Genomic DNA, 26,934 nt, shown 5'->3' on the forward strand with positions numbered 1-26,934 from the left:
AAGTTAAAAAGAACCCTCATTAACAGAATCCATGCATGAAAAACAAGCAGCTAGGTAGGGCCCCTTAACTGCTTGGCTTTATTCTCTTGTATTTCTTTCACCAACACTAGTTGACAATGAGCCGGAATCATTCCCAAGCTCCATTTAATATTCAGTTTCAACAAATTAATCTTCTTTTTTTATTGAATCATCCATTGCACGGAACATCTGATTATAACGTTCTTCATCTTCCTGATTATCTCTGATTACTTTTGCAAGTGTAAAAGACGAAGAAATCAAACCAACTGAACCCATCAAGTAATACCCTTTTACCATCAAGGGTTCTTTAAGTGTGTATAAACCAATCAACATCAATGCTACAAAAAAGGCAAATGATCCCCAGCTCATAAATGAAAAAGCCGGAGTATTTCTGTACGCTTTCTTTTTCATTACTCTCTTCCTACTCTCCTTTTTAAAATTTGTGTTTCCTAATTAGTATACCAGTCCTTTCAAAGGAAAAAAAGAGTGGATTGTTGAATCTTGTACTTGCCATGTTTTACTCAAACAATATGAACCCCTTTGTAATGAACATCGATAAGTATAGCACTATAAATATCTTATTAATTTTTTTCCAGCTCAGTTAAAAAATCTTCAAAACTTTCAATCCTAGAATCGACCCTTTTAAATAAATCTGTTTGCAGCAGCTGACCAAGGTATTGTTCTGACAGCTGTTCTATCCGCCCGCTTCTTTCTATTTCTTCGGTCTTGATAAGCTCTGCATCATAAAGATTAAGCACCCCTGAAAGTTCCGCAATCGAAAATTTCTGTCTATCTATTTCTCTGTTCTCAGTTGTTTTATCTGCGTTAGTAAACAGCAAATCAAACTCATATGTCCCTTCTTTACGCCGGCCAATAATCGAAATAAATATATTATCTTCAATAGTTTTAATACTCTTTTCCCATCTATTCAAAACAACTGCTGCGGCTTCCGTAATATCTTCTTTATTGGGACTTTGCAGCCGAATTACAGGAAAAGGCCAATAAACTGTCCCAATATTCAATAACGGAAAATCAGCAAGCTCAATATAACGACTGATACTCTTATGAAATAACGGGAATTGCTCCTTACCTCCTTCATAACAGCCATGTCTTATACTCCCATCATCTTTTAAGCTGATAAAATAATGCGGAAAAACATCAAGAATCTGAGTCATTCGATTAATTCCCCTCTTCCCATATTCCAAAGAGCTATGCTTTTCTGGAGAAATAAAGAATTGTTCAGAATACTGTTCATCAGTAGCGAACTGAAATCCCCAGCTTTCACCTTGGAGATTCATCCGAATAAAACGCTTCATACTATTTTCTGCCTTTTGTTCCGCATATCCTTCACTCTCAAAACAATAAGGACATTGAGGAGAGCTTTTCTCCTGAATACATGCGGCAGCAAATTCATTAGCCGCTGTTTCAGATGTCTTTTTCGTTTGATCAGTCATCAGTTTAAACGTCATTTCTCCGTAGCCTGCTTCAACTGTCATGGATTCCAAAGATTCATATTTCTTAACATACCCGCTCTTCCTGTTTAACTGATAAAAGTAGTCCGTCGCATCTTGAGGCGTTTTTGAATAATATTGAGCAAAAAATGCATTAACAACGGCTGGCGGCGGCATAAGAAGATCAAATAACTGAGCTTTCAGCACATTTTTTGATGCCTGATCATTCTCTATTTTTTTATTAGCCAAAGCATAGTTTATTAACTCGTCTACCATTTTTTCTGCTGTCCCTTGAAAGAGCTCCACTGTCTGTGATTCTTCCTCCAATAATTTTTCACCTACAAGTAGTAAAATTCTGTTTTTTAAGTAAAAACGATCCAATTCCATCCAGCCGCCGTTCTGAATAGAAAGAGATAGAAAAGCTTCTATTATCTGATTAAGGTTCATTGTTTAATCCTCCTCTTTCTGCAAATCATTCACGAAAGATTATCTCACTTTTTCCAATGAATTTCATTATATAACTATTTTATTAAAGGTTTACTTTCTATGACAAAAGAGTTGGCTTTTTTCGTATTTTCGTTCATAATGAAATATGTAGAATTAACTATATAGAGGAGATGATGTTATGAAAAAATTTATTTCCGGCCTGTTAGTCGGTACAGCTGTTACTTGTGCTGCTGTTGCCGGTCTTGCGTTTACTGTAAAGAAAACAGTAATTGATCCGATCGAAGAAAAAGAGGATATGATTGAACAAAACCGCAAAAAAGCAATGCGTAAACGTGTTACACGCTAAGAAGTCAACAGTGAAAAAAGAAATCAGCTGAATAAGCAGCCGATTTCTTTTTTTCACGTGCATCCATTTGGAGACTTGTCATCAGCTTAACGAAAATACTATTGCAGGATTTTTTCTGAAATCCTGTCAGCTTCTCTCATATTCCACGAAAATTCAGTCCAACACTGATAATCTGCGCGGTCCGCCTCCGATGGCAACGCTTTTCACCCGTCTTTCTCCTCTTTATCATTTTTTTCTGTAGACTTCTTCCATGATTTCCTTCAAAACTACTGCATTATTCATCGTTTCATCCTTTGCACTATAAACAAATGTCACAATCGGCTCTTGCTTAAGAATAGCTGAAAGCTCCTGAACAGTTTCCGGTTCATTCAAAAGCTCTTTTTTATATTTTTCTTTAAAATCAGAGAATTTTTCAGGTTCATGATTAAACCATTTTCTCAACTCTTTACTAGGCGCAATAGCCTTCATCCAGCAGTCAATTTCAGCCTTTTCTTTAGTGACTCCTCGCGGCCACAAACGATCAACCAAAATCCGATAACCATCTTTTTTATCTGGTTTTTCATAAGCTCTTTTAATATAAATCACTTTAATCGCCCCTCTTCCATTGTAGCGTAAATCCCAAAAAATAAAACTATTTCCCTTTAGGTGAGAGCTCAAAATAGGATGAGTTCATAAATATTTGACGGACCCCCTCTTTCCTAGGCTTTCTAAAGAAAAAAACTGAAGCAAAGAGGATACAAAACTTTTCACGTTTTATCCTAAACTCTGCTTCAATCTTTGAAATGTTAAAGTGTGCTTTTCTTTTTAATTTTCCCTGTCCAGCCCTCATAACCGTCTTTTAATACATAGATATCTGTATAACCGGCTTTTTTCAGCTTGCTTGCTGTCCGAATACTGATTGATCGTTTTTGGTCATATAGATAGATTGGCTGATCCTTCCGAAGAGACTGCATACTTGTTTTCAGCATGGAGTAAGGAAGACTGCGGGCACCCAAAATATGACCGGCATCAAATGCATCTTTTTCTCTGACATCAATGACCTGCCCTTTTCTCATCCCTTCCCTAAACTCGTCCTCTGTGATCAGCTTGGCTGACCGTTTCCCCAGAATATACATATACAGCGTATTGCCGACCATTGCCAGAAGAACCAAACCTAAAATAATATTTAACATTAATAACCCAGACATCTCAAAACCCTCTCTTACTCTTCAATAAATTTTAATGCCAGCGAAGCGGCTCCGATTACACCTGCCTCATTCCCCAATTCAGCTAACTTAATTTTAGTACTTTCCCGAACCTGAGGAAAAGTAAACTCCTTAAAGTAGCTTTCAACCTGTCCCCGTAAAAACTCTCCAGCAGCTGATACTCCGCCGCCAATAACAATGCTTGACGGATTCAGAATATTTCCGATATTGCCCAATGCCAGACCCAAATAGAAACAAACTCTGTCAACAACCATTAAAGCAAAAGCATCTCCATTTTCAGCATATTCAAAAACATCTTTACTCGTAATTGCCTGTCCGTCATCGACCGCTTGTTTCAGTTCAGCGTCTCCAGCGTACTCTTCTGACAATTTTCTTGCCAGTCTGACAACTCCGGTAGCACTTGCTACTGTTTCCAGACAGCCTTTTTTCCCACAGGTACAGTCAAAACCGTTAGGATCAACGGTTGCGTGACCTATCTCTCCAGCACATCCGGCTGTTCCATGCAGCAGTACGCCTTCTGCAATAATTCCTCCGCCAACACCAGTGCCTAATGTGATGAATACCACATTCGGATCATTCTCCCCTGCACCCTTCCAGCGCTCCCCTAAAGCAGCTACATTTGCATCATTGTCTAGAGCATAAACAATACCTGTTCCGGCTTCAATCTGTTCTTTCACAGGCTGAAGCGTGGTCCAGTTCAGGTTATAAGCTCCGATCACTGTTCCTTTTTCCAAGTCTACACTGCCGGGAGTTCCCATACCAATCCCCACAAAGTCGGATTTACTCATTCCATAAAGAGAAATTCGATGGTTGATCGATTCAATGATATCTGGAACAATATGCGATCCCTCATCCAAAATATTGGTCTCAATGCTCCATTTTTGCTGGATTTCTCCATCCAAGGTCAAAATTGCAAACTTGATTGTTGTACCGCCCAAATCAATTCCTATGATCTTTTTTTCCATGTCATTCGATCCCTCTCTCTGTTAACCTGTTTTCTTCTATTTTATGCTCTCTGCTTAGGATTCGTCTGGCCTGAAGATAGATGTCTCTATCAATTAAATGTCCTTCATAGAGATTCTTTAATTCAATTGCCATCAGTTCAATATCATAGATTCGGGCGCCTACATAAATATACATCCCAAAACGCTTGAACAGCTGCTGAACATCATATAACGTTTCCATGATTAAAGCACTTCCTTATTATACAAGTTAATTGTAATTTTTAAAACCTAAGAAGAAACAAACAACAAAAATGAATGCGATGATCATTACCGAAATAATTCGCTGATGAATATTAAAATTTTCAGATTGCTTTGGAACAGCAACAAATGTCCCGGCGAGTAATCCTCCAAGCAGACCGCCAATATGACCTAAAATATCAACAGATGAACTGAACAGATTAAAGAGCAGTGTTATTCCAATAAAGACTGAATAACGCTGAACCATAAATCGAATTGCCTGATTATCACGGAAATGCCACCCCAGAATAATTAATGCACCAAATAATCCAAAAATAGAAGTACTGGCTCCTGCAGAAATTGTAAATCGTGAGCCGAACCCAAAGCTGACAAAATTACCAAGCAGACCGCTTGTAAGATAGATCAGCAGATAGCGCCAGTGACCGTAAACACCTTCCACCTGAGCACCCACATAGTATAACGTAATCATATTCAGAATGATGTGCATCCAGCCAATGTGAAGAAACATAGGCGTAAAGAAGCGCCAATACTCATGATAGAGAACCACCCGGTCTTTTGACATTGCTCCCCAGTCCAGCAGTACCTGCTTGTTTTCAGATCCGCCAGACAATTCCATACCCAGAAATACAATAACTGTAATTCCAAGTATTACGTATGTAATAAAAGGCTTGCTCAAAAAATTCTTTACCTTCATTTTCGTTTGATAATCCATCAAATCCTCCTTATCGAATAAACAACTTGTCTACCCGCTGGTCAAAGCTTTCCGCCTGCCAGCCTTCCTGAATTTGTTCACTAAATACCAAACTGCAGCTGGCTCCCGAATACTGTTCCAAAATTCTGTCGTAATAGCCGCCGCCAAACCCTATTCTCAACCTGTCTGTTGTAAAAACCACGCCCGGAACAATCAGCAAGTCAATCTCCGCCAAAGAAATTACCGCATGTTCAGCCGGTTCTTCTACCCCAAAAGAAGACTTAACAAATGTTGATTCAGTATGTATCGAATGAAAAAACAATCCTTTTTTTTCTGTTTTAGGTACAGCCACTTTTTTGCCTTCAGACCAGGCCTGCTCTATAACCGGCAATGTGTTGAATTCAAAAGGCATGGACTTAACCACACCAATGGTTTGCGCAGCTATCCAGAGCTGATCTGAAAATAATTGCTCCCGAATCAGTTGTTCTTTGTTCTTTTTTATCTCATTGTTTTTATGAAGCCAATGTAAATTTGCTTTCCCCAATTTTCTGGTGCCTTTTTTATCCATCATTTTGCAACTCCTTCCAGCACTGCTTAACACTATTCATTTTCCTTCATTCAATTTATTAAGTTTATAAAAAAACAGGAAAAATAGCAATCAAATCACCCGGAGCAAATTTTTTCTTTTGGAGAATTTTCCAAAATGCAAGCTGTACTTTTTACGTTATTTTTCAAGCTGAAGCAGACACTTGAGCGATCCGACATTCTTATTTGTTATGGGCCTTTATCCAGCTGCTGATTTTTTCGTAGACCTGAGCTTTTTCTTTCTCCAACAATAGTTCATGGCGAAGCTCTGCAAACATTGCCATTGTTACATCAGTTACACCGGCTGCATTTAAGTCTTTTGCCACTTTTCTCACACCATTTCCGAAGTCTCCAACAGGGTCCTGCTCTCCACTGATTACGAGGATTGGCAGCGTTTTGGAAATGTTGTCAGCCCAGCCTTTTCGGTTTGCATTATGAAGGAGCTGAAATAATGTATGAAAGCCATTATTGGTAAATATAAAGCCTGTCAGAGCTCCTTTTTCATAGCTCTTTACGTTTTCCTGATTTTTGCTTAACCAATTAAATTGACTTTCTTCCGGAAAATTTTTGCTGAAAGAACCAAAAGCCAAATGATCCAATAGATAATTGACTTTTTCAGGCTGTAAGCGATTCAGTACAGAAGTGAGTGCCAATATTGCTGGGATAACTGCTGCGCCTGTCCCTGTCCCCATCAGAATTGCTCCGTTCAATCGTTCTTTCTGATTCTGCTGTAAATAATTACGGAGAGCAAACGATCCCATACTGTGCCCTAGCATGAAATAGGAAATTTCAGGGAAATATAATTCTGTCCATTGCTTAACGAGATGAATATCTTCTATAACTGTTTTAGCAGTCTCGCCTTTACCGAAATAGCCATATTTAGGATTGACTTCATCAACAGATTTTCCGTGACCTAAATGATCGTGTCCGACAACCACGTACCCAAGTCTGTTAAGCTCGGCTGCAAAATCTGAATACCGTTCAATGTACTCAGCCATTCCATGAATAATCTGAACAATTCCCACCGGAGACTGCTGCGGCTCCCAATAAACAAGGTGCAGCCGGGTCTGTTTATCTGAAGACAGTATATATGTTGATTCCATTGCTTTCCCTCACTTTCTCTCAATGCCTTTTATTATATCGGATTGTGAATCATTGAAGTGGAAATTTTGTACTTTTCTTTCATAATTTTTCTTTAAGATTCTTTAATAACGGAAAAAAGACTGGCATAATGAGCCCACACTAAAGAGGTCGGGACAAAAACGATCAGCTCCGAGAATTAAGAAGGAATATCCGAAAATAGCTCCTCATATTTTCAGGATAGTTCGGCTTAATTCCGAAGGAGTTGCTCCTGCGGTTACTCGTCGCAAAAAGAATTTTTGCTTTTGTACCGCCGTTTATTCGGGTGTAGATATGAAGAGAGTTTGGAACTTTATTTCTGTCCCAAACTCCAGAAGCCGAATAAACGGTATTTCATTGTTTGCATGTTTCAATCTGATCCCTGATACATATCATTTAAAATATGTATCTCCAGCTCTCGATACACTTTGTTTCGATCTCCTCAATTTCTAAATGGAGAACCATTAAGAATTGAAGGATTTCATTTTGATTCTCGATACATACCGTCTGGTTTTTGCGAGCTTCCCTGTAATTATCTGTCATGCATCAAGGAAAAGAGTAGTGCTACTACAGTTTTCGCTGTTCTGCGCTTCCTCATCGTAGTCTTTGTATGTACCAAGTAGCCGTAAGTACAAAGCATCACACTTAGACCGCTTTCCTGACAACAGCAATTGATTAATCTTCTGTATTTTCTTTTGCCTTTACCACTGGCATCCAAACTTCAAAAACGGCATTTTCAGGATTGCTTTCAATATAGAGTTCAATATCCGGACCATCTGTATATTCATAGCCGGAGCTTGGCAGCCAGTCTGTCACAATCTGTTTTTCCAGCTCCTGAATTGCAAGAGGCATCGGTCCGCTTCCTGAAAAAATTGCCCAAGTATACCTTTTCACAGTATATTCCGCCAGACCTTCCGGAACCGGCTGATCACTGGCAACAGCAATGTAATATTCCGGTTCATCCTCATTGGCGGCAAATCCGGAACTAACTCCCATAACCCCTTTTAACTCCTGATTCATCAGAGGAACTATCTTTGACAGTGTCCCATCTGTGGAAACCTTAGTCCAAAACTGAGGAACCTCTTTGAAATTCTCCTCAATTTCTTTCGAAAGGGGTATCCTTGCTCCCACAATTCTAAATGCTTCTTTTGTTTCAATACGGTACTCCATTTCAACATCTCCTTTAATCGAAATTTGAAATTTGATACGCGGATAGGTTTTTAAACGAACACCTTCTCTTTTTGCCTGAGAAGGAACCATCCCATGAAGAGCTTTAAAAGCCCGTGTAAATGAATTCGCTGATTCATATCCATATTTCACAGCCACTGTCAGTACTTTATCTCCCTGCTGCAGTTCTGCACCGGCAAGCGAAAGCTTCCTTCTGCGAATATATTCCGTTAACGGCACACCTACGATATAAGAAAAAACTCGCTGATAATGATACTCTGAACAACAAGCAATCTTAGCCAGCTCCGAATAATTAATTTTTTCAGTCAAATTTTTTTCTATGTAGTCCAAAGATTGTTCAAGTCTGTCTATCCATTCCACTATTATCAACTCCTGCTTCTATTCTACTCTTTTTGCATCTGAAAACCCTACTTTATCTGCCCGAAGAAGAAGGATTTAATTTTATCAGCATATGTTTGTCTGTAAAAAACACTCAAAACCTAATGTATTGAAATTTTTGAGTGTTTAGATTTTATCTCCTATTGAATAATCGGATTAACGGAGACAATAAAATAGTAAAAATAATCGCTCCAACTAGGCTAAAGGCAACGTGTGAAGCTGCCGTACGCTTTACAAAACTATGGTCAGCAGCATATCAATTCCTACCCAGAATCGGAAAATCAGATACCCCAACCATTAAATCAGCAAACTGAGGCATATCCTTTAATGGCACTATACCGTCCGTTCCCCATTAATTTCAAACCATAAAACAAACAGCCAAAACCAAAAACTATCTGTCCGATATTATTAATACACTCTTTTTTAAAAAAAGAGCTAATGGAACCGACACCCATAATGAATAGTGCATATTCACTTAAGTTAAACTCAATACAGAAAACGATTCTCCCAGTATCAACATTAGCCCCAATGATTACGCCAATCACCTAGCATAGAAACATCCCCCCAACTCTTGCCAAACCAACTGTTAATACTGTTGTTCCTAAACTGCTTTGAACAATTGCGGTTACAATAAGATCGGCAAAAACATCTCCTAATAGTGTAGGAGTAAATGTATTTAAAATTTCCCGCAGAGAATCCCCTGCTGTTTTTGAAGTCCATCTCCCATATACATTATTCTGAAAAGAAAAATCCCCGGACCTCCCAAAAAAGAAAGACTATTTCCTGATAAAACACTTTTTGTTACTTCTCACTCAAAAATAAACCCCGTTTAAGAGTAAAAAATAGAACGGAGGTAAATACAATAGTCGTAAAAAAAATAGACCGATTCTCTTTTTATCTTGATAAACAATTAATAAGGGAAAAATGTCAGCTGGTCTGCGGATTACCACCTTTGACCAGCTGACATAAATAACAGATCTCTTAATTAAATGTGATGACGTGTTTCAAGCCGACAGCCTGCTTGGCATTTTGCATGGCAGTCATAAAATCATCAATAGAGTAACATTCCGTAATCAGGCGTTTAACTGGAATGCGCCCACTGGCAATTAACTGTTCTGAAATACGGTAGCTGCGCAGACTGGCTCTGGTACAGCCGTAAACTCTCAATTGCTTGTAATGCAAAATATTCGTATTCAGCGAAACATTTTCTTTCTGCTTCGGAAGCCCTCCAAAAAAGAGCAGACGACCATTCATTCCCATATAGTTGAAGCTAGCCTCCTGAGCCTGCGGAGCTGGTGCTGCCACGATGCACAGATCTGCTCCCTGACCATTGGTTTCCTCCATAATCTTATTCTGTAAATCCTCACTCCCCAGAATTACCAGCTCCGGCACCAGTTCTTTTGCTGTATTCAAACGCTCTTCCTGAAGATCATTCATAATAATTTTACCGGCTCCCTGACTCAAAGCCAACATTGCATGCATGATACCGATAGGTCCTGCGCCGATAATCAACACTGTATCCCCTGGGAAAACTCCTGCAATTTCCTGTCCATTAAATACACAGCTGAACGGCTCGATTAATGCTGCCTCTTCAAAGCTGATTTCATCCTGAAGCCGTGTGATATTCCCCTGACGGATTGCTCTTTCCGGTATTTTCAAATATTCAGCAAAGCCGCCCGGCAGATTGATTCCAAAGGCTTCATAGTGCTCGCATAAATGCGTATTTCCACTGACACACTGATTACAAATGCCGCAGCCCATATTTGGAGCAATTGCGACACGCATTCCTTTTTCGCAGCCTTTAACTTCAGAGCCAACCTCTTCAATCACTCCTGCAATTTCATGTCCTAATGTCAATGGATGTCTTTCATCCACATTGGTATAGCCATTTTTAACCATTCTGACATCTGTTCCGCAAATAGAAGCAGCCCTCACTTTTACCAGTACTTCAGAAGAACTGATTTCCGGTGTATCCACCTCTGTGACTTGAAGTTTTTCTTTTCCTGAAAGTTGTGCGGCTTTCATCATTTTCTGAGACATCCTTATCCTCCTAATCTATCTGTACCACTCGTTTTTCAAGCAGCGACGTTAAACCTGCATGAACAAGTTTTACTGCCATCATTCCGTCATAGCCACTAACCAGCGGCTCTGTATCTGCTGCGATACAGTCGACAAATGCCTGATCCTCTGCCACATACGCATCTTGAAACAGATATGTCCAGCTGTGCATTGCCGGCCGAACAATTTCTCCTTGCCGATTAGCGACAACCAGCTTATGTTTACTTTGATCTCCAATCAGTATGCTGCCTGTTGTACCCAGTATTTCCACACGAGCATCATAACCATATTGAACATATTGAGCACCATCCACAGCGCCCAGTTTGCCATCAGAAAACTGCAAATTCATGGAAACCGTATCATAGTAATCCGGATATTCTGCTCGAACTTCCGGTGAACGAAAATTTCCGCCAATGGAATAAATGGAGATTGCTTCACTACCTGTAAACCAGCGCAGGGTATCCAGATCGTGACTGTTCACTTCGCCAATAGGTCCATTACTTTGAGAGATGTCATACATCCATGGTTTTGGTTCACTTGGACCATGGGTTAGAGATTTAACCAAAACCACCTCGCCAATTGCTCCGGAATCCACAATTGCTTTTGCCTCCTGAAAGCTTTCATCAAATCTGCGCATGAAGCCCACCTGAAGTTTGATGTTATTTGTTTCAGCTGCCTGAATCATTTCCAGACATTCCTGCTCATCCATTGCCAAAGGTTTTTCACAAAGAACATGTTTGCCGGCTTCAGCTGCAGCAATGACGATTTCTTTATGATAGACTGTCGGCGTGACAACCACTACTGCATCAACTTCCGGGTTCTCTATCGCTTCTCTATAATCTTTATAAATATAATCAACGGTCAGCTCCTTTTGTGCATTCATTAGAGATTCTTCTGAAGGATCACATAAAGCAATCAACTTGCCGCCCTTTATTTTAGCTGCCATATTTCTGCCGTGAATCATACCAGCTCGTCCTGTACCGATTAAACAAATATTCACCATTTTCACGAATTTCCCCTCCACCTGTTCTCTCGTTTACACTTGTTCCCTTTTCTTGACACCCGCCAGTTTCACTGCTGTCACCAGAAAACCGCTGATTGCCGTTCCAACTGCCAGTGCAATGATATAGAATAAAACATTTGTGACTGCACCTGGGATCAAAAAGACAAAAAATCCGCCATGCGGAACTGCAATGCCGCAATTGAATATCATTGACAGAGCCCCGGCAATCGCTGAACCAACTGTAACTGAACCTAGCACTCGTATTGGATCTGCTGCCGCAAATGGAATGGCTCCTTCAGAGATAAAAGACAGCCCCAATACCCATGCCGACTTTCCTGCTTCTCTTTCTTCGTTTGTATACAGCTGTTTTCCAAGTATAGTAGAAGAAAGAGCCATTGCCAGAGGAGGTACCATTCCAGAAACCATGACAGCTGCCATAATCGTGCTGGTCTCACCTGCCCCCAGATTTGTCAGAGAAGCGACACCAAAGAAGTATGCTGCCTTTCCAATAGGTCCGGCCAAATCAACAGCCATCATGGCTCCTAGTATAAGCCCTAGTAAAACAGAATTAATCCCTGTTAAACTGTTCAACCAGTTCATTATCCCTTCATTAATTGCTGTGATTGGAACACCTACAACAAACTTCATAATTCCTCCGGCGATTAAAACTGATAGAACTGGAAGGATTAATACCGGCAGCAAACCAGAAAAAGCTGCAGGCAGTTTTAAGAATCGTTTTAATACTAAAATTGTATAACCTGCCAGAAATCCGCCCAGCAGGGCTCCTAAAAAGCCGGCATTCATTCCCGAAGCAACCATTCCTGCGACCATTCCCGGAACAAGACCGGGCCGATCCGCAATAGAGAAAGCAACATACCCACCCAGAACTGGCCACATCAGCCACATCGCCAAGCCGCCCAATTCATTAATTCCCTGAGCCAAATCTCCTTCGGCATTGATTCCCCCAAAAGCAAATGCCAGTGCAATACACAAGCCTCCGGCAACTACAAATGGAATCATATAGGAAACCCCTGTCATTAAATGACTGTATATCCCTTTACCTGACTGTCTCTCTTCCTTCATATTTTCTGTTCCCGAACCCGTTTGATAAACAGGTGCTGAAAGTGATCGTTCCAGCAGGCTGGGTCCGTTATTAATTGCTTCGTTCACATCCACTTCAATCAGCCGTTTTCCATTAAAACGCTCTTTATTGACCGTTGTACTGGCAGCAATCACCACTGCATCAGCAGCAGTAATCTCATCTGTGGTAAGAACATTTTCAGCCCCAATAGAACCTTGAGTTTCAACTTTGATTTCATATCCTTTTTCTTTTGCAGCCATTTCCAAATTTTCAGCAGCCATATACGTGTGGGCAATTCCAGTGGAACATGAAGTAATTGCAACTATTTTCATTCTATTTCCTCCTTAGTCTTTCTGGCATCCAACCATTTCAGTGTTGATCTCTTGCATCATTAGAGAGTAATAGCTGTTACTGTTTACCACGGAATATTTCATTTGAAAACTCCTTGGCAAAGTAAAATTTCTACATGTCAATAATCGAATAAATTTCTTCATTACTGACAGCATTCATCAACTGTTCTCTAATCTCCTGATGCATCAGCTTTCTGGACAACTGGCTCAAAATCCTCAGGTGTTCATTATCAGAATTTTCCGGGACTGCAATTAAAAATAATAAGTGCACTGGACTTCCATCCATGGAATCATAAACAATTCCCTCTTTGCTTCGACCAAATGCCAGACTTGCCTCTGCAACTGATGTCGACTTTCCATGTGGGATGCCTACGCCAAATCCTATACCAGTTGTTGCTTCCTCTTCCCTCTTCATTACAGCATTCAGATAGACAGGCAGATCTGTGACTCTTCCGCATGCAGCCATTTTTTCAGCCAGCTCTTTAATCCCTTCTTCCTTATTTTTACTCTGCAATTCTGTGATAATCAGTTTTTCAGACATAAGCTCTTTTAAACTCATCCTTTTTCCTCCATGAATTCTTTATACGCTTCAACAATTGGAATTCCTGAACTCGTTCCCAGTCTTTCCGCTCCTGCTTCAACCATTGCCAGAGCTGTCTCCAAATCACGAATGCCTCCGGCAGCCTTAACTTTCACCTTATCACCCACTACCTCTTTCATCAATCTCACATCAGCCAGTGTTGCGCCGCCTGTACCAAATCCGGTAGAAGTCTTTACAAAATCAGGCAGTACTTCTTTCGCAATTTTACAAACAGCAACCTTTTCTTCATCAGATAAATAGCAGTTTTCAAGAATCACTTTGCTCAATATTCCTTTTTCCCGACACAACGAAACGATCTCTTCCATTTCCTGTCGGATGTAAGTCAAATTTCCATCTTTTAACTCCCCTATATTAATTACATAGTCAATTTCATCTGCACCATTACTAATTGCATTAGCCACTTCAAAGACTTTTGTCTCAATCATCGTCTGCCCCAAAGGAAATCCAATCGCTGCACCGACATGAACAGGGCTTTCCTTTAAAAGTTCTGCGCAATGCTGAACAGGAGATGAGTTAATTGCCACCATTTTAAAACCATAATTATTTGCCTCCTGACAAAGTTTATTAAACTCTGCACGCTGTGCATCTGCCCTTAATAAGGTGTGATCAACCAAATTTGCTAATTCTTTCACTGATAAATTGACTGTCATTTCATTTCCTCCTCTTACTTGAATACGATTTCATTTTATCACGAACTTTCATTTTGTCAACAAATAAAAGGAAATGAAAGTTAAATTATTTTCAATTGCTTTTGAAGCAAAGAAATAAGAACAGAAAATATCATCATTTTTTGATGGTATTTCTGCTCTTTTCGTTCACTTCATTCTTTTTTCAGGCAGTTAAAACAGTCAAGCCTTTAGCGTTCATGGAATGCTGATCCGTTTCTTTGACTCCTTTATCTGTAATAAAAATATCCACATCAGCAGTTCCGGCAAATAGTTTGAAACTTTCTTTCCCAATTTTGCTGGATTCACAAAGCAGCAGCTTCTGTCTTGCGATGGAAAACAAAATCTTTTTGAGTTCGGCTGTGCCTATATTTGGCGTAGAGTAGCCTTTCTCTATAGAAAATGATGTTGTCCCAATAATTGCTTTATCAACCAAAAATGTCCGTAATGATTCTATCACCATTTCTCCTGAAGTATACTGAAATCCATTTCGAATAATCCCACCGATAAAACAAATCTCATGCTCTGTTTCCTCGCTGAGCATGGAAGCAATCTGCAAATCATACGTAAGAATTCTTAGACCCTTAATCTGGCTGTGTACCAAAGCTTCTGCAAAAGCCAGACAGGAAGTCCCAGTATCAATAACCAGAGAATCGCCATCGTTCAGCAAACTAGCTGCTTTACGAGCAATCTGCCTTTTTTCAGTCGTCAGTTCTCTGACTTTGGGCTTATCTTCAAAACTTCTTTGCGGATTGCGAATCGCTCCTCCATGAGTTCGTGTCAATAAATGCTCTTTTTCAAGTTCACGCATATCCGTTCGAATAGTACTGCCCGAAACCTGAAACAATTCCACCAAATCTATTACCTGAAGCCGTTCCTGTTCTTCAAGCAATCTCAATATCTCAGCCTTTCGTTCCTCTGCATATAAAAATTTATTTTCTTCCAAGTCTTCACATCCTGTTATTTGCTTTTATTTACTGTTACTTAAAATGGTAGCATGAGTTTGCCTGAAAAGAAAGCTGAACAACTTTAAATCTTTTACTCATAACAATTCATAGATCTTCAAACTCATTTTCCGGTAAAAACAAATAATGGTTGGAACAGAAACAGCTTCTGTTCCAACCATTATGCTCGATTATATGCAGGTTAGATCATAACCATCCAGATTCCGCCAGCAACCACAGCTCCAATAATCGGACCAACAATGGGTACCCATGAGTATCCCCAATCTGATTCTCCTTTTACTGCAATCGGCAGTATTTGATGAGCAATACGCGGCCCCAAATCTCTTGCAGGGTTAATAGCATAACCTGTAGGACCTCCAAGTGAAAGTCCAATGGATACGATTAGAATCCCAACAACAAATGGATTCACTCCGTCAGCGAATGTGTGTTGAGAAAATGCAAGCAGCCCAAGGATCAGAACAATTGTACCGATAGCTTCAGTCACTACATTTGCCGGATAATTGCGAATTGCAGGACCTGTAGCAAACGTCCCTAAGACAGCACCTTTATCTTCTGTCTCTTCCCAGTGCGGAAGATAAGCCAGCCAAACCAAAATTGCACCAATCAAAGCACCAGCCACTTGAGCAATGGCAAATGGAATAACCGCTCCCCATTCAAAATTCCCTACCACAGCCATTGCAATGGTTACTGCCGGATTCAAATGCGCCGGCCCCATAAATCCTGAAATATAAATAGCCATTGTTACAGCTGCTCCCCAGCCTAAAGCAATGACAATCCAGCCTGAAGCTTCTGCTTTACTTTTTTTCAAATTGACGGCTGCACATACACCGTCACCTAAAAGTACTAAAATAAGTGTTCCCAAAAATTCACTGAATAGTTGTGTCATGTTGGATGTATCCATTTTGAGGTCCCCTGCCTTTCAGCTCAGTCAAATCAGATTTAGCAATTGTTTCATTCAATTTTTCCCGATACTCTTTCGTCTCTGCCCCTGTCCAATGATAATAATCGGCCATCGCTGCAACAACCCCTTCTTTCACCTGATCCAGTGAATCTCTCATGAATAGAAGATGATTTGTTCTGCGAACCAGATAATCTTCCGGTGTCAGTGTCATTTCTTCTTCAAGTGCATAGTATAAGCTCAATGTTTCTGCTAATGTCAGGTATTCAGCAGGTTTTATTTCATCGATACGGTCAAACAGCCAGGCGACATTTGATCCATATAAATGAGCCAGGTATAAAGCTTCTTCCTCACTTAATCCTTTAGCTATACCTTCATCTGCCAACTGTTTTAGTTCTTCCTCAGCATTTTCCGGTGAAATTTCTCCGCCTGAAACAGGGTAATTCTTAGAATCAATCAGTTCGAAACCGCTGTCATATTCGTCTTTTAGAATACGCTGAATTTCTCTCATCGCTCCTTCAGCCATTTTTCTATAATCAGTTATTTTTCCTCCTGATAACGTTAGCAGCCCCTCTTTGGATCGTTCCAGCAAACTGCCTCTGGAAACAGCAGACGGATTATTCTCACTTTCTGATAATGAATCTTCCAGATGTTTCAGTGCACTTTCTACCTCCAATCGTCCGATTTCCTTCTTTTGAAACTTTTCGACTATTGAGATTAACTGGTTAAAACTCTCATCTGAAATCTTTCCATTATTCCCGCCATTATAATCTGACCCGCTGTTGCCTGAAATCAAAGGTCTTAAGCCTGCCCAGCTGGCTTCAATGTCCGTGATCGTTAGGTTTGCCTCAGGATAGCGTGAATTAACCACTTCCAATAGATAATCAACATCCGCCTGAGTTACTTCCGGACGCTCATAATCCCCGGTATAGTCTGTATCTGTTGTGCCAAAATACGTTTTCTGTTCTCTGGGAACAACAAAAACCATTCTGCCGTCATTTTTACCGGTATCAAAATAAGCCGGCTGCGGAACATGGAGTCGACTGCTGTCAACGACAAGGTGGACCCCTTTCGTTGGACGAAGCTGAGGAATGATTTCCATTTCAGTAGCAAGTCCCCGAACGTTATCAGCCCATGGTCCGGACGCATTAATTACAACTTTTGCCTTTATTTCAAATTGATCTCCCGTCAGCAGATCTTCTGCCTTCACACCGCTAATCTTTCCATTACCGTCAAAAGAAAAACCAACTGCTTTAACTCGGCTTGCCAGATAACCGCCATCCTGTGCTGCACGTTTGATATTTTCAATAACCAGGCGGGCATCATTGTTTCGAAAATCCAGATAAACTCCGCCTCCAAGCAATCCTTCTTTTTTCAGCTGCGGTTCTCTTTCAATCACTTCTTCTTTTGTCAATGTATAGTTCTCATATTTTGTGCCAAGAACACCTGCCAACCGATCATAAAGATCCATTGCCACCTTTACAGAAAACATGTTAAAGGTTGCTTTTGGTTCATCATAAATTGGCAGAAGCATTGGATCAGGCTTGGGAATATGGGGAGCAATTGCCTGAACAACCGCTCGTTCCTGAACTGTATCAGCAACAACCTCAACATCAAAATTTTTCAGATAACGGATACCGCCATGCACCAGTTTTGTAGATCTTGAAGATGTGCCTTCAGCAAAATCCTGCATCTCAATCAGTCCCGTTTTCATTCCGGAAGCACTAGCCTGCAAAGCAACACCTGCTCCCGTGATACCACCGCCGATAATCAGTAAATCAAGGATTTCTTCTTTCATTTTCTCGATATATTGTTTTCTCTTGGCTGCTGAAAATGACATCCTGCACCCTTCTTCCTATTTTGGTTTATGTTTGAACATTTGTGTTGCTTTTACAGCTTGTTTCCAGCCTTCATATAAGTCTTCACGTTCTTCTTCAGCCATTTTCACTTCAAAAACCTGCCCTTCTTCATGGAAAGATTTCAGCTCATCCAAATCTTTCCAGAAGCCTACAGCAAGTCCTGCAAGAAACGCTGCACCCAATGCAGTTGTTTCCAAATTTTGAGCCCTTTGAACGGAAGTATTCATAATATCCGCCTGAAACTGCATAAGCAAATCGTTATTAGCTGCGCCGCCATCTACTTTTAAGACAGGTATATCAATGCCAGTATCGTTTTTCATCGTATCAATGATATCTCTCACCTGATAAGCCACAGCCTGCAATGTCGCTTTCACAAAATCTTCCCTTGTTGTTCCTCTTGTTAAGCCAAAGACTGCCCCTCGTGCATCAGAATCCCAATATGGTGCACCCAGACCGGTAAATGCCGGAACTACATAAACCTCATTACGGTTAGAAGAAGCTTCTGCTGCAGCTTCAGATTCTGCTGCAGTCTGAATCATTTTCAGACCATCCCTTAACCACTGAACTGCTGAACCTGCAACAAAAATACTTCCTTCCAATGCGTAATAAACTTTTCCATTGATTCCATAGCCGATGGTAGTTAATAAATTATTATCTGACAACTGCGGTTTTTCTCCGGTATTCATTACTATAAAGGAACCTGTACCGTACGTATTTTTAACCATTCCCGGCTCAAATGCCATTTGTCCGAATAAAGCAGCCTGCTGATCTCCTGCCATGCCTGAAATAGGAATCTCACTTCCATAGAAATGATAGGTCTTTGTCAGTCCATACACTTCTGAATTTGATACAGCTTTTGGAAGCATCGCTTTTGGAATATTCAACAGCTTCAATATATCCTGGTCCCAATCCAGTTCATGAATATTGAAAAGCATCGTTCTGCTCGCATTTGAATAATCCGTTACATGGGTTTCACCACCGGTTAATTTCCACACCAGCCAGGTATCAATTGTTCCAAACAGTAATTCTCCTTTTTCAGCCCGTTCCTGTGCGCCGTCAACATGATCCAAAATCCAGCGGACTTTTGTGGCAGAGAAGTATGCGTCAATAATCAAACCAGTTTTCTTATGAATCATCTCTCCATGTCCAGCTTGTTTCAGCTGATCAGCAATCGGCGAAGACTGCCGTGACTGCCAGACTATCGCATTATAAATCGGCAAACCTGTCTCTTTATCCCAGACAACGGTCGTTTCGCGCTGATTGGTAATTCCGATTCCAACGATATCTGTTGGTTTGACTTCGGATTCAATCAGTGCCCCTGCAATAACTGACTGTACTGAATTCCATATTTCATTTGCATTGTGCTCCACCCAACCGGCTTTAGGAAAATGCTGCGTGAACTCTTTTTGGGAACTGCCGACTTTATTGCCAGCCTTATCAAAAATAATTGCTCTCGAACTTGTTGTTCCCTGATCAATTGCCATGATATATTTTTTCTCTGTCATGTTGCTTCCTCCTGTTTTTAATGAAATCGCTTTCCTTTTCTATCATAAAAGAAAACACCCCATTAAAAGTGTCATATTTTTTTTAATTTTAAAAATTGTTGATAGTTTTTGATTCCCCCAGATTCAAATGAGAGTGAGACAGAATAAAGTTCCAAACGCTCTTCGTATCTAACCTCAAATAAACGGCGGTACAAAAGCAAAAATTCTTTTTGCGACGAGTATCCGCAGGAGCAGCTCCTTCGGAATTAAGCCCAACGATACTGAAAATATGAGGAGCTCCGAGTCCTTCACCAAGTAGGTAACAGGCGTCATCTACTCTGCTAAAGCAATCCTAGTGAAGCCTGTCAACTCTCGTATGTTTCATATGTGGAAGTTGATGTAATCGAAGCGCAGTGTATCAATTCTCAGCCATTTATTCTATGAATAGTGTTCCTTGACAATTTTCGGATATTCCTTCTTAATTCTCGGACCTGATCGCTTTTGTCCAGACCTCAAGTTAGCTATTACTTTTTTGATATAACTGCCTGATTTTTTTCTTGATTTGTTCAATATCATAGGCTGATCCCAGCTCTGAAAGAACATAGAGGTGCTGACCGGATGGATAAGCTTCTCCCCCCATTCTGTTAGTAATAATTAAATCATAATTCTTTTTTATCCGGTATTCCTCAATCCTTACCCCGCTTACATTTTTTAAGCTCAAGATTAAAACCTGAGTCAATGCGTCACGATATAATGGGTCCATTTTCAAATCAATGCCAATTTGAAGCTCACTCATCATCTCAAAATCAATAATTGCAAGCAAACTCACATACTTTACCAGCGACCATTCATAAAGACTGTTGTTCTCTTCATAAGATAAACCTAAAACATCCAAGCTTTCAGACAGTAATATTTTTGAAAAATTCATTAAATGGTGTCCTGAAAGTTTTTCTTCTTTTTCCCAAATATTGTCCTTGTCAAAAATTTCCAATTCTCCTTTAAAAAAATAAAGTCGGCTGTGAATTTGAGAAAAATAGTAAAAAATCTTTCTTTCAAGTGTCGGAAAAAATTTTTGAGGCCGATAATAGAGAACCGCATGTTCCAGCATGAATGTATCCGCCAATGAAGTCGGTGTCCGTCTGCCTCTGATTTGTCCGTATCTTTCAATATCCTCTTCCGAAAGAACAAACATACTCGTTAAAAAGATAAAATGCAGCATACTTTCTTCATTATCTATTTCAAGCGGGTAACGGCTGAAATAGCGTAAAATAAAAGAGCGCAGCTGTTGAAACATCGGATCCGCTTCGTAGCTGGATGATTTTTCTGTTAATAAACGATAAATTTTTCCAGGTACTGTAAGCCTCCTCTTGCTGATTGTCAGCCAAAGGCTGAGCTTCAATCGACTATCCTGACCCAGCGTTATAGTCAGCCGTTTTTCAAGTGAATTGATCATTCGTTCATTCTGAGCGTTTATAGTTGCTTTTAAATGCTTTTCATATGGCGTAAGGAACCAGTAAATTTGAAAATAAAAATAACGGATTTGAAGTTCTTCTCCTTTTAAATGACCGTTCTTTATTTGAATGTCAAATTCTTTTAATACAGTATTCAGTTCTCTTATCTTTCTAAAAAGAGAGGACTCGCTTATCATAAATTTATTTGTTAACTGGATAATTGTAAACTCCCGGTGAATAAACAAATAATCAATCAACTGAAATTTAAGTGACTGCTGAAGATAGTCATTAATTACACGTGCCATACTAAAATGGGCTGCCAGTTCTACCTTGATCTGCTGCCCATCATAAAAAAGACAACAATCATTCCCATAAACTTTCAGTCCACAATTCAATGCCTTTAAGTCATTTTCCAGCGATGCCTTGGAAATATTGAGATACTTGATTAATGCTGCATCCGAAATTTGCCCGCCTTCCAGCACTACTTTCTTTAACAGCCGAATCTCCCGAGCTTTCTTTTTATCAAGTAATGATTCAACTCTCATTCTGCTCCTCCCATACTCCTTTTATTCCCAATAGATTTGTAATGTCTAAAGGACTTGAATAAAACGGATGGAAAAAATATTCTTTCTGATACACTTCCTCCAAACATTGTCCGACTTGAATACTCAGTGCCAAAGTATTGATTTTTTCGAGAATATTGTCCTTTGAAACTAGCTGTGCACCTAATAATCTATGCGTGGCTCTTTCAAAAATGAGCTTCCCTGAAATTTCTTCACCTGAAAAAAGACTGCTTCTTTGTTTTATGTGAACAGAACCTACTTCTTGCGGATAAAACAGACTTTCTTCTTCGGTCAAACCTGTACTAGCTATATAATATCCAACAGCTCGCGTTCCAATGGTTCGAATTGAGCCGATAAATTCCGCTGTCGGAACTAATAAATTCTGCGAAACAGCCAGCCCTGTTCGAACGGCATTATTTACCAGTGGAATATAAAATGATTCCCCCAACACTGAATGAGCGATTTGAATACAATCTCCTGCGGCAAAAACATCCTTTTGAGAGGTCCTCAGGTACTCATCAACCAAAACAGTTCCATCGATGTGTCTTTTTATTTTAGAATCAAGATAGGATAAATCAGGGCGAACGTTCATTGCAAAAACAGCAACATCACTGAAGTATTCTTCCTTATTTGTATGTATGCTCAGTCCATTTTCAAGGCTCTCAATTTTATCTATAGGCTCATTGAAATGAAACAGTACACCTCTTTTCAACATCTCTTCGTAAACAGGCTGAATCATTTCTTTATCGAAATATTTGAACAACAGATAATCCATACTTTCAAACACACAAACTTCTTTACCCATTTTCAACAGACTGTCGATTGCTTCAATACCAATCTGACCACCGCCTATTATAGATACTTTCCGGCTGCTTTCCAACATTGGCAAAGAATGACAACTGTCTTCAAAGAATTTGTATTTTAGGACTTTTTTAGAACTGCTGCCGGATATCTTTTCTGACCATTGACTGGACCCTGTAGCCAGAATCAATTTGTCATATGAAAATAAATACTCCTGTCCCTTTTTAATATAAGTTAAAGCATAATTTTTCGTATGCAGCTTAATCACTTTTGATTGAAGCATCAACTGAATATTCTCTTTTTGCAATTCACTTTCAGTAATAAATCGTGCTTCCTTTAAACTGGCGATTTGATGATAGGCAAATAAATTTAACCCTCCGGGTAAATAGCCTATTTCTGATTGCTGATCAATAATATATATATCTGCTCTTTTAAATTTTTTTCGTACTCCAAAGGCTGCAGCTATTCCAGCAAATGAAGCCCCTATAATAACTACTTTCAATTTCAATTATCCCTCCCAGAAAGTAAAGCGCTTTCTATCAGGATAACATAGCAGACTGAAATGGACTATAAGAAAGAAACAACAATAGCTGTTTTTTCTTCCAAATTGTTCTTTTTCATTTGTATTTATCAAATAAATTAATCGAACCTTTATTTTTTTATTGCGAAGGACAAATTATTTAGGTATACTATAAGACGTAGGATAGAAATATTTAACTTGATATAAATAAAAGACGGCACTTATCTATTTGGCGCCAACCAGATAGTTTAAGCCTTGTACAGACAGCTGCCACTGCCGATACAAATGCCAGTAGTCTTCAGCTTTTCATACTAGTTTTTTTGTTTTGCCTGAAATCTTTCTTTAGAAGTTTACTTTTCTCCTTTCCCAAATTTCAGGTATCGGAAACTATGTATATTTGTTGTGAACTATTGACGGTATTGGAGCAGCAGCTCTGATACCGTTTTTTTCTATCCTGCTAGTTGTATTGAAGGAGTTTCTTTACAGCAGCAGGGAATGAAGCCAGACAGGCGGGAACTGTTTTCACCAGCACGACCCAATGAAAATACTCAACCCTAATCCTGATTTCTGTAACCTGATCTGGTCATTTTAAACAACAAAATAAAAAGGCACTTCATCCCCTGGCGCCAACCAGACGATGAAGCCTTGAATAGAGAGCTGCCACTATCTATCCAAGTTGCCCTTTGCGAGTACCGAAGTACTAGCGATCTTTATTGTACCTAATTTTCAGGAAAATATCTAGCATCAGTAGAATATTTCTATGAAATTAGGTAATAAAGTTTACTTACTCTTTGAAAAAGCGAATGGTGTGGGTGGATCTCAAGCTACTCATACCATTTTTTGTTTTCTGCTGAATTGAATCTCCTTCAATCCTAAATTTTAGAGCTGAGCAAATAAAAACTAAGACGCATGACTTTTTTGTACAAATTAGGAAATGAGCTGCTTTGCCAGAGCTCTTCAGTTAAGTAGTAATTATTTCCAAGTCTCTGTAAATCGCATATCCTGCACTACAGCTATCTTGACACATTATTGCTCAATTGAATATCCTGCTTACTCGCTTCTTTTCTTCAAGCTCTATCTTCAAATAATCCAAAACCTTCAAACTCAGGTCCGTGTACAGGATGCTCTTTTGGTCTGCCATCATGTTGACAATCAAAATGATGGAATCTGCCCTTTCTGCCTTTCCCTCCGAATCCTCTTCGACCATATCCATTATGCTTAAAAAACTTCTTCGCATCTTCCGGAAGCTCTTCATCAAGTTCTCTTGTAATTTTTCCGATTATTGATTGGAACTGACTTTTTTCTTCATCCGACAAGATATCAAATACGGATGTTTTCTTTTCTTCATCCATTTTCGCAACTTCTTTTCTCCCAGCTTCAGTCAGTGTAATCTCAGCAGCTGTTGAATCTTTTTTAGATACCTCTACTATAACCTTGCCTTTTTCACTCAAATGCTGTAAAAGCTGATTCAGCCATTTTGGATGCATTCCAAGAAGAAAACCAACTTCTCTCTTATTCATTTGCGGCTGTATCGTCAACAAGCTTAACAGTCTTCGCTGCTCTTTAACTGAAATTCCATCCCCATCTTTTTCTCTTCGCTTCCAGGTATAATACTGATGCATCGTTCTCTCGAAATTAAAATAGTCTTTTATTAGTTGATCATCAAAAAAATTTTTCATCATACATTCCTCCATCCGAATATCAAGGTACCTTACAAACTATCATTATACAGGTACCTGATTTATTAAACAAGTACCTTATCTTTTTCTTAAACTTTTACTTGGTTAACTCAATAGAATATAAAAAGAGGCCGCCCTTTTAGACTTGCCTCACTTTGTAACTTGAAAACTCTATTTTGTTTGTAATTCTTCTTCAAAAACATCTGTGACCTGATTCATTAGATTTCCTTAACCCAGATGTCCTTCATCTTCACCAATCAGAAACTGAGTATTTTCAGCGTACTCTTATCCGGAACCATTGGTTTCAAGATCATCTGTATCTTCGTAATCAATTTTTGCATCTTTCGTTCCATGACAGAATAATAGCAGTCTACATTGAATCCTTTCCGGCATTTTTGATAAATCATAACGGTTCACCCAGCTTAGCAGCAAAGGTAACTCTTACGAAATAAACATTCCCCGTTCAAGTTTTGAAGAGGCTCAATCATTTTCTTACTCACCACAAATTCTTTAGAAATATTCAGCTGTTCAAAATCTTCCAGGTCCTGTAATCATCAAAAAACTGAGCTTCTTCTTTGGCTGCTGTTACTATCTCATCAGGATAATTCATAACCTGCAGCAGCTGCAAAGCATTTCGTGTTGTTGCCGGTCCTGCTTTTAATTCGTAATCAAATGTAATTCCCTCTTCTTCCACACGTTCTTCAAAATGTACATTTTCACAGGAATGCTTTAAGATTTCGGTCAGCTCTATATCATGGGTCGCCACAAAGGCCAGAGAAGGGTATTGCTTCAGCCAGTTAATAATGCTGGCTGAAGCAGCAATCCGTTCAATCGTATTAGTGCCTTTGAGTATTTCATCAATGAAACAGTAATTACGTTCTCCATGTTCAACCTGATCCAACACTCGTTTGATTGATTTGATTTCTGCTACAAAATAGCTGTCGCCTTCAAATATATTGTCTTCAATCGCTATTGATGTTAAAACATGTCCTCTCTCCATCTTAAAGCTGTCTGCCGTTACAGTTTGTATTGTCTGGGCTAAAATGCAGTTAATTGCAATACTTTTTACATACGTTGATTTTCCAGAAGCATTAGAACCGGTAACTAGCGTATTATGCTCCCAATCAATAGGATTGGCAACTGCATTGACATATAATAAAGAATGGTAATTGTTCGTCGCAGTTATACCTCCTCTGGCAAATTCAGGCTGACAGACTGCAGGCATAAATAAACGGAAGTTCAGTACAGCATATGCCATTTCCATTTTTCCAAGAATATCCCATAACATTATTGCTTCTGAACGATGTCTGGCCAATCGCTTCAATACAAAATTATAGGAAATAAACGGCAGCATTAAAGCCATATTGACATAGTCAAAGATAATTTCAGCTTCGGAATTGGATTTTACTCTAAAAGAGAAGCCAACGAACAAAATCTTTTTCAGCGGACTGAGATTTTCTTTCAGCTTTTTTTGAACGGGTGTTTCCAGCTTGCTTAAATCTTTGGCTATCCCAAGTGTACGAACAAAGTAACGGAGACTGCTCAGTTCCATTTCCATCCGTTCCTTTTTGATTAAATAATAAACAGTATTAAAGCAGATACTGCCAAGTGAAACAGCCGCACCAAAAACTTGTCCAAAACTCAAGAAGAGAAGACCTGTGAAGGGCAGCAGCCCTAACAACATATATAGATAAAAATGAGGCAATTCCTTCCCTTCTGTTGTTGATAAATAATGTTTCACAAAATTATTATCTTTCTTTCCCAGCTGCGCAAATTTAAATTGTATTTTCTCACGCATCTCAGGATTGTTTTGATAAAAAGTGATCAGCTGTTCCATTTTTTCAGCCGACTGACTGTTAAATTCAAAGCTTCTAAGCTGCTGATACAATGCTTCTGACCCCACACTGGAATAGGTTGCATTAACTGCTTCAAAGACTTCCAACATATCTAAATCATTCCAAGTAATATCGTCTACTATGCTGTCCGCTTTTTGATAGGTTTGAGCAGAATGCCATGCTTCTTTTAGGCTGTATTCATTATCCAAACGGCTCCAAGCCGGCTTTTTCCCCCACTGATATCTAATTCTCAGTTTAAGTTTATGCTGTGAAAAAAGCTCGATCATTATAATCAAGAGTACAACAGCCAGAATAGCGCCAATCCCTAACAATACACGCTTATCCATTTAACCATTCCTTTCAATTCCTTTTAAGTGTACCACTATTCATTATTTTCGTGAAATCGGGTTATACATAGCCGAAAAAGCATATTTTACTGATAATTAAATGATATTTGCAATTATCCTTATTCATTCAGAACCTTATTCTTG

Annotated in this window: 25 protein-coding genes and 1 pseudogene; 1 reads left to right on the top strand and 25 read right to left on the bottom strand. The window is 39.4% G+C overall.

Annotated elements, in window-relative coordinates; translation table 11 throughout:
- Positions 1-165 precede the first annotated feature (165 nt).
- Both IW492_RS15460 and IW492_RS15465 read right to left on the bottom strand, forming a co-directional pair.
- Positions 166-429, bottom strand: coding sequence for a YiaA/YiaB family inner membrane protein (locus IW492_RS15460; protein ID WP_202068736.1), 264 nt, complete (start codon positions 427-429; stop codon positions 166-168).
- Positions 430-599: 170 nt separating this feature from the next.
- On the bottom strand, positions 600-1,916 hold the full coding sequence (locus IW492_RS15465; protein WP_202068737.1) for a hypothetical protein: 1,317 nt from the start codon (positions 1,914-1,916) through the stop codon (positions 600-602).
- A gap of 178 nt (positions 1,917-2,094) precedes the next feature.
- On the opposite strand from IW492_RS15465, the gene IW492_RS15470 reads away from it, so the two are divergent.
- Complete coding sequence (locus IW492_RS15470) at positions 2,095-2,262, top strand: DUF3042 family protein (protein ID WP_202068738.1); 168 nt, start codon at positions 2,095-2,097, stop codon at positions 2,260-2,262.
- 225 nt (positions 2,263-2,487) lie between these two features.
- Here IW492_RS15470 and IW492_RS15475 read toward each other — a convergent pair whose 3' ends face one another.
- The 23 genes and pseudogenes from IW492_RS15475 to IW492_RS15585 form a co-directional block, all read right to left on the bottom strand.
- Positions 2,488-2,847 (bottom strand): DUF488 domain-containing protein, encoded by a 360-nt coding sequence (locus IW492_RS15475; protein ID WP_202068740.1) that lies wholly within the window; start codon positions 2,845-2,847, stop codon positions 2,488-2,490.
- Between the two features lie 200 nt (positions 2,848-3,047).
- Positions 3,048-3,449, bottom strand: a complete 402-nt coding sequence (locus tag IW492_RS15480; RefSeq protein ID WP_202068742.1) for a rhodanese-like domain-containing protein — start codon at positions 3,447-3,449, stop codon at positions 3,048-3,050.
- Between the two features lie 14 nt (positions 3,450-3,463).
- On the bottom strand, positions 3,464-4,432 hold the full coding sequence (locus tag IW492_RS15485; protein WP_202068746.1) for an ROK family glucokinase: 969 nt from the start codon (positions 4,430-4,432) through the stop codon (positions 3,464-3,466).
- Between the two features lies 1 nt (position 4,433).
- A complete protein-coding gene (locus IW492_RS15490) occupies positions 4,434-4,652 on the bottom strand; it encodes a YqgQ family protein (RefSeq protein WP_202068748.1) in 219 nt (72 codons plus the stop codon).
- A gap of 27 nt (positions 4,653-4,679) precedes the next feature.
- Entirely contained in the window at positions 4,680-5,381 is a 702-nt protein-coding gene (locus IW492_RS15495; protein WP_202068750.1) for a rhomboid family intramembrane serine protease, read from the bottom strand.
- Positions 5,382-5,391: 10 nt separating this feature from the next.
- Positions 5,392-5,928, bottom strand: coding sequence for a 5-formyltetrahydrofolate cyclo-ligase (locus tag IW492_RS15500; RefSeq protein ID WP_202068752.1), 537 nt, complete (start codon positions 5,926-5,928; stop codon positions 5,392-5,394).
- A gap of 199 nt (positions 5,929-6,127) precedes the next feature.
- Positions 6,128-7,048, bottom strand: coding sequence for an alpha/beta fold hydrolase (locus IW492_RS15505; protein ID WP_202068754.1), 921 nt, complete (start codon positions 7,046-7,048; stop codon positions 6,128-6,130).
- 691 nt (positions 7,049-7,739) lie between these two features.
- Positions 7,740-8,612 carry an AraC family transcriptional regulator gene (locus tag IW492_RS15510; RefSeq protein WP_202068756.1) on the bottom strand — a complete coding sequence of 291 codons (873 nt, stop codon included), beginning with the start codon at positions 8,610-8,612 and terminating at the stop codon, positions 7,740-7,742.
- Between the two features lie 320 nt (positions 8,613-8,932).
- A pseudogene (locus IW492_RS15515) lies at positions 8,933-9,322 on the bottom strand (Na/Pi symporter).
- A gap of 289 nt (positions 9,323-9,611) precedes the next feature.
- On the bottom strand, positions 9,612-10,670 hold the full coding sequence (locus IW492_RS15520) for a zinc-dependent dehydrogenase (protein WP_229441922.1): 1,059 nt from the start codon (positions 10,668-10,670) through the stop codon (positions 9,612-9,614).
- Positions 10,671-10,680: 10 nt separating this feature from the next.
- Positions 10,681-11,691, bottom strand: a complete 1,011-nt coding sequence (locus IW492_RS15525; RefSeq protein ID WP_202068797.1) for a Gfo/Idh/MocA family oxidoreductase — start codon at positions 11,689-11,691, stop codon at positions 10,681-10,683.
- Between the two features lie 33 nt (positions 11,692-11,724).
- Positions 11,725-13,104, bottom strand: a complete 1,380-nt coding sequence (locus IW492_RS15530; RefSeq protein ID WP_202068758.1) for a PTS fructose transporter subunit IIC — start codon at positions 13,102-13,104, stop codon at positions 11,725-11,727.
- A gap of 130 nt (positions 13,105-13,234) precedes the next feature.
- Positions 13,235-13,681, bottom strand: coding sequence for a PTS sugar transporter subunit IIA (locus IW492_RS15535; protein ID WP_202068761.1), 447 nt, complete (start codon positions 13,679-13,681; stop codon positions 13,235-13,237).
- Entirely contained in the window at positions 13,678-14,373 is a 696-nt protein-coding gene (gene deoC / locus IW492_RS15540; protein WP_202068763.1) for a deoxyribose-phosphate aldolase, read from the bottom strand. The genes IW492_RS15535 and deoC overlap by 4 nt, the downstream gene beginning before the upstream one ends.
- Before the next feature lie 181 nt (positions 14,374-14,554).
- The gene (locus IW492_RS15545) at positions 14,555-15,334 is read right to left on the bottom strand and encodes a DeoR/GlpR family DNA-binding transcription regulator (RefSeq protein WP_202068765.1); all 780 of its coding nucleotides are present in this window, start codon (positions 15,332-15,334) and stop codon (positions 14,555-14,557) included.
- Between the two features lie 200 nt (positions 15,335-15,534).
- Positions 15,535-16,254 carry an MIP/aquaporin family protein gene (locus tag IW492_RS15550; RefSeq protein ID WP_202068767.1) on the bottom strand — a complete coding sequence of 240 codons (720 nt, stop codon included), beginning with the start codon at positions 16,252-16,254 and terminating at the stop codon, positions 15,535-15,537.
- Entirely contained in the window at positions 16,220-18,091 is a 1,872-nt protein-coding gene (gene glpO / locus IW492_RS15555; protein WP_202068769.1) for a type 1 glycerol-3-phosphate oxidase, read from the bottom strand. Before glpO ends, IW492_RS15550 begins: the two co-directional genes overlap by 35 nt.
- 15 nt (positions 18,092-18,106) lie before the next feature.
- Entirely contained in the window at positions 18,107-19,615 is a 1,509-nt protein-coding gene (gene glpK / locus IW492_RS15560; RefSeq protein WP_202068771.1) for a glycerol kinase GlpK, read from the bottom strand.
- Between the two features lie 496 nt (positions 19,616-20,111).
- Entirely contained in the window at positions 20,112-21,590 is a 1,479-nt protein-coding gene (locus tag IW492_RS15565; RefSeq protein WP_202068772.1) for a helix-turn-helix domain-containing protein, read from the bottom strand.
- Complete coding sequence (locus IW492_RS15570; RefSeq protein WP_229441914.1) at positions 21,580-22,917, bottom strand: FAD-dependent oxidoreductase; 1,338 nt, start codon at positions 22,915-22,917, stop codon at positions 21,580-21,582. The genes IW492_RS15565 and IW492_RS15570 overlap by 11 nt, the downstream gene beginning before the upstream one ends.
- 1,079 nt (positions 22,918-23,996) lie before the next feature.
- Positions 23,997-24,608, bottom strand: a complete 612-nt coding sequence (locus tag IW492_RS15575; RefSeq protein ID WP_202068773.1) for a MarR family winged helix-turn-helix transcriptional regulator — start codon at positions 24,606-24,608, stop codon at positions 23,997-23,999.
- A 285-nt stretch (positions 24,609-24,893) separates the two neighbouring features.
- A complete protein-coding gene (locus IW492_RS15580; protein WP_202068774.1) occupies positions 24,894-25,040 on the bottom strand; it encodes a hypothetical protein in 147 nt (48 codons plus the stop codon).
- A gap of 88 nt (positions 25,041-25,128) precedes the next feature.
- Positions 25,129-26,790 carry a MutS-related protein gene (locus tag IW492_RS15585; protein WP_202068775.1) on the bottom strand — a complete coding sequence of 554 codons (1,662 nt, stop codon included), beginning with the start codon at positions 26,788-26,790 and terminating at the stop codon, positions 25,129-25,131.
- Between the last annotated feature and the right edge of the window lie 144 nt (positions 26,791-26,934).

This window comes from Enterococcus sp. BWB1-3, from assembly GCF_016745275.1.
Taxonomy (GTDB): domain Bacteria; phylum Bacillota; class Bacilli; order Lactobacillales; family Enterococcaceae; genus Enterococcus_L.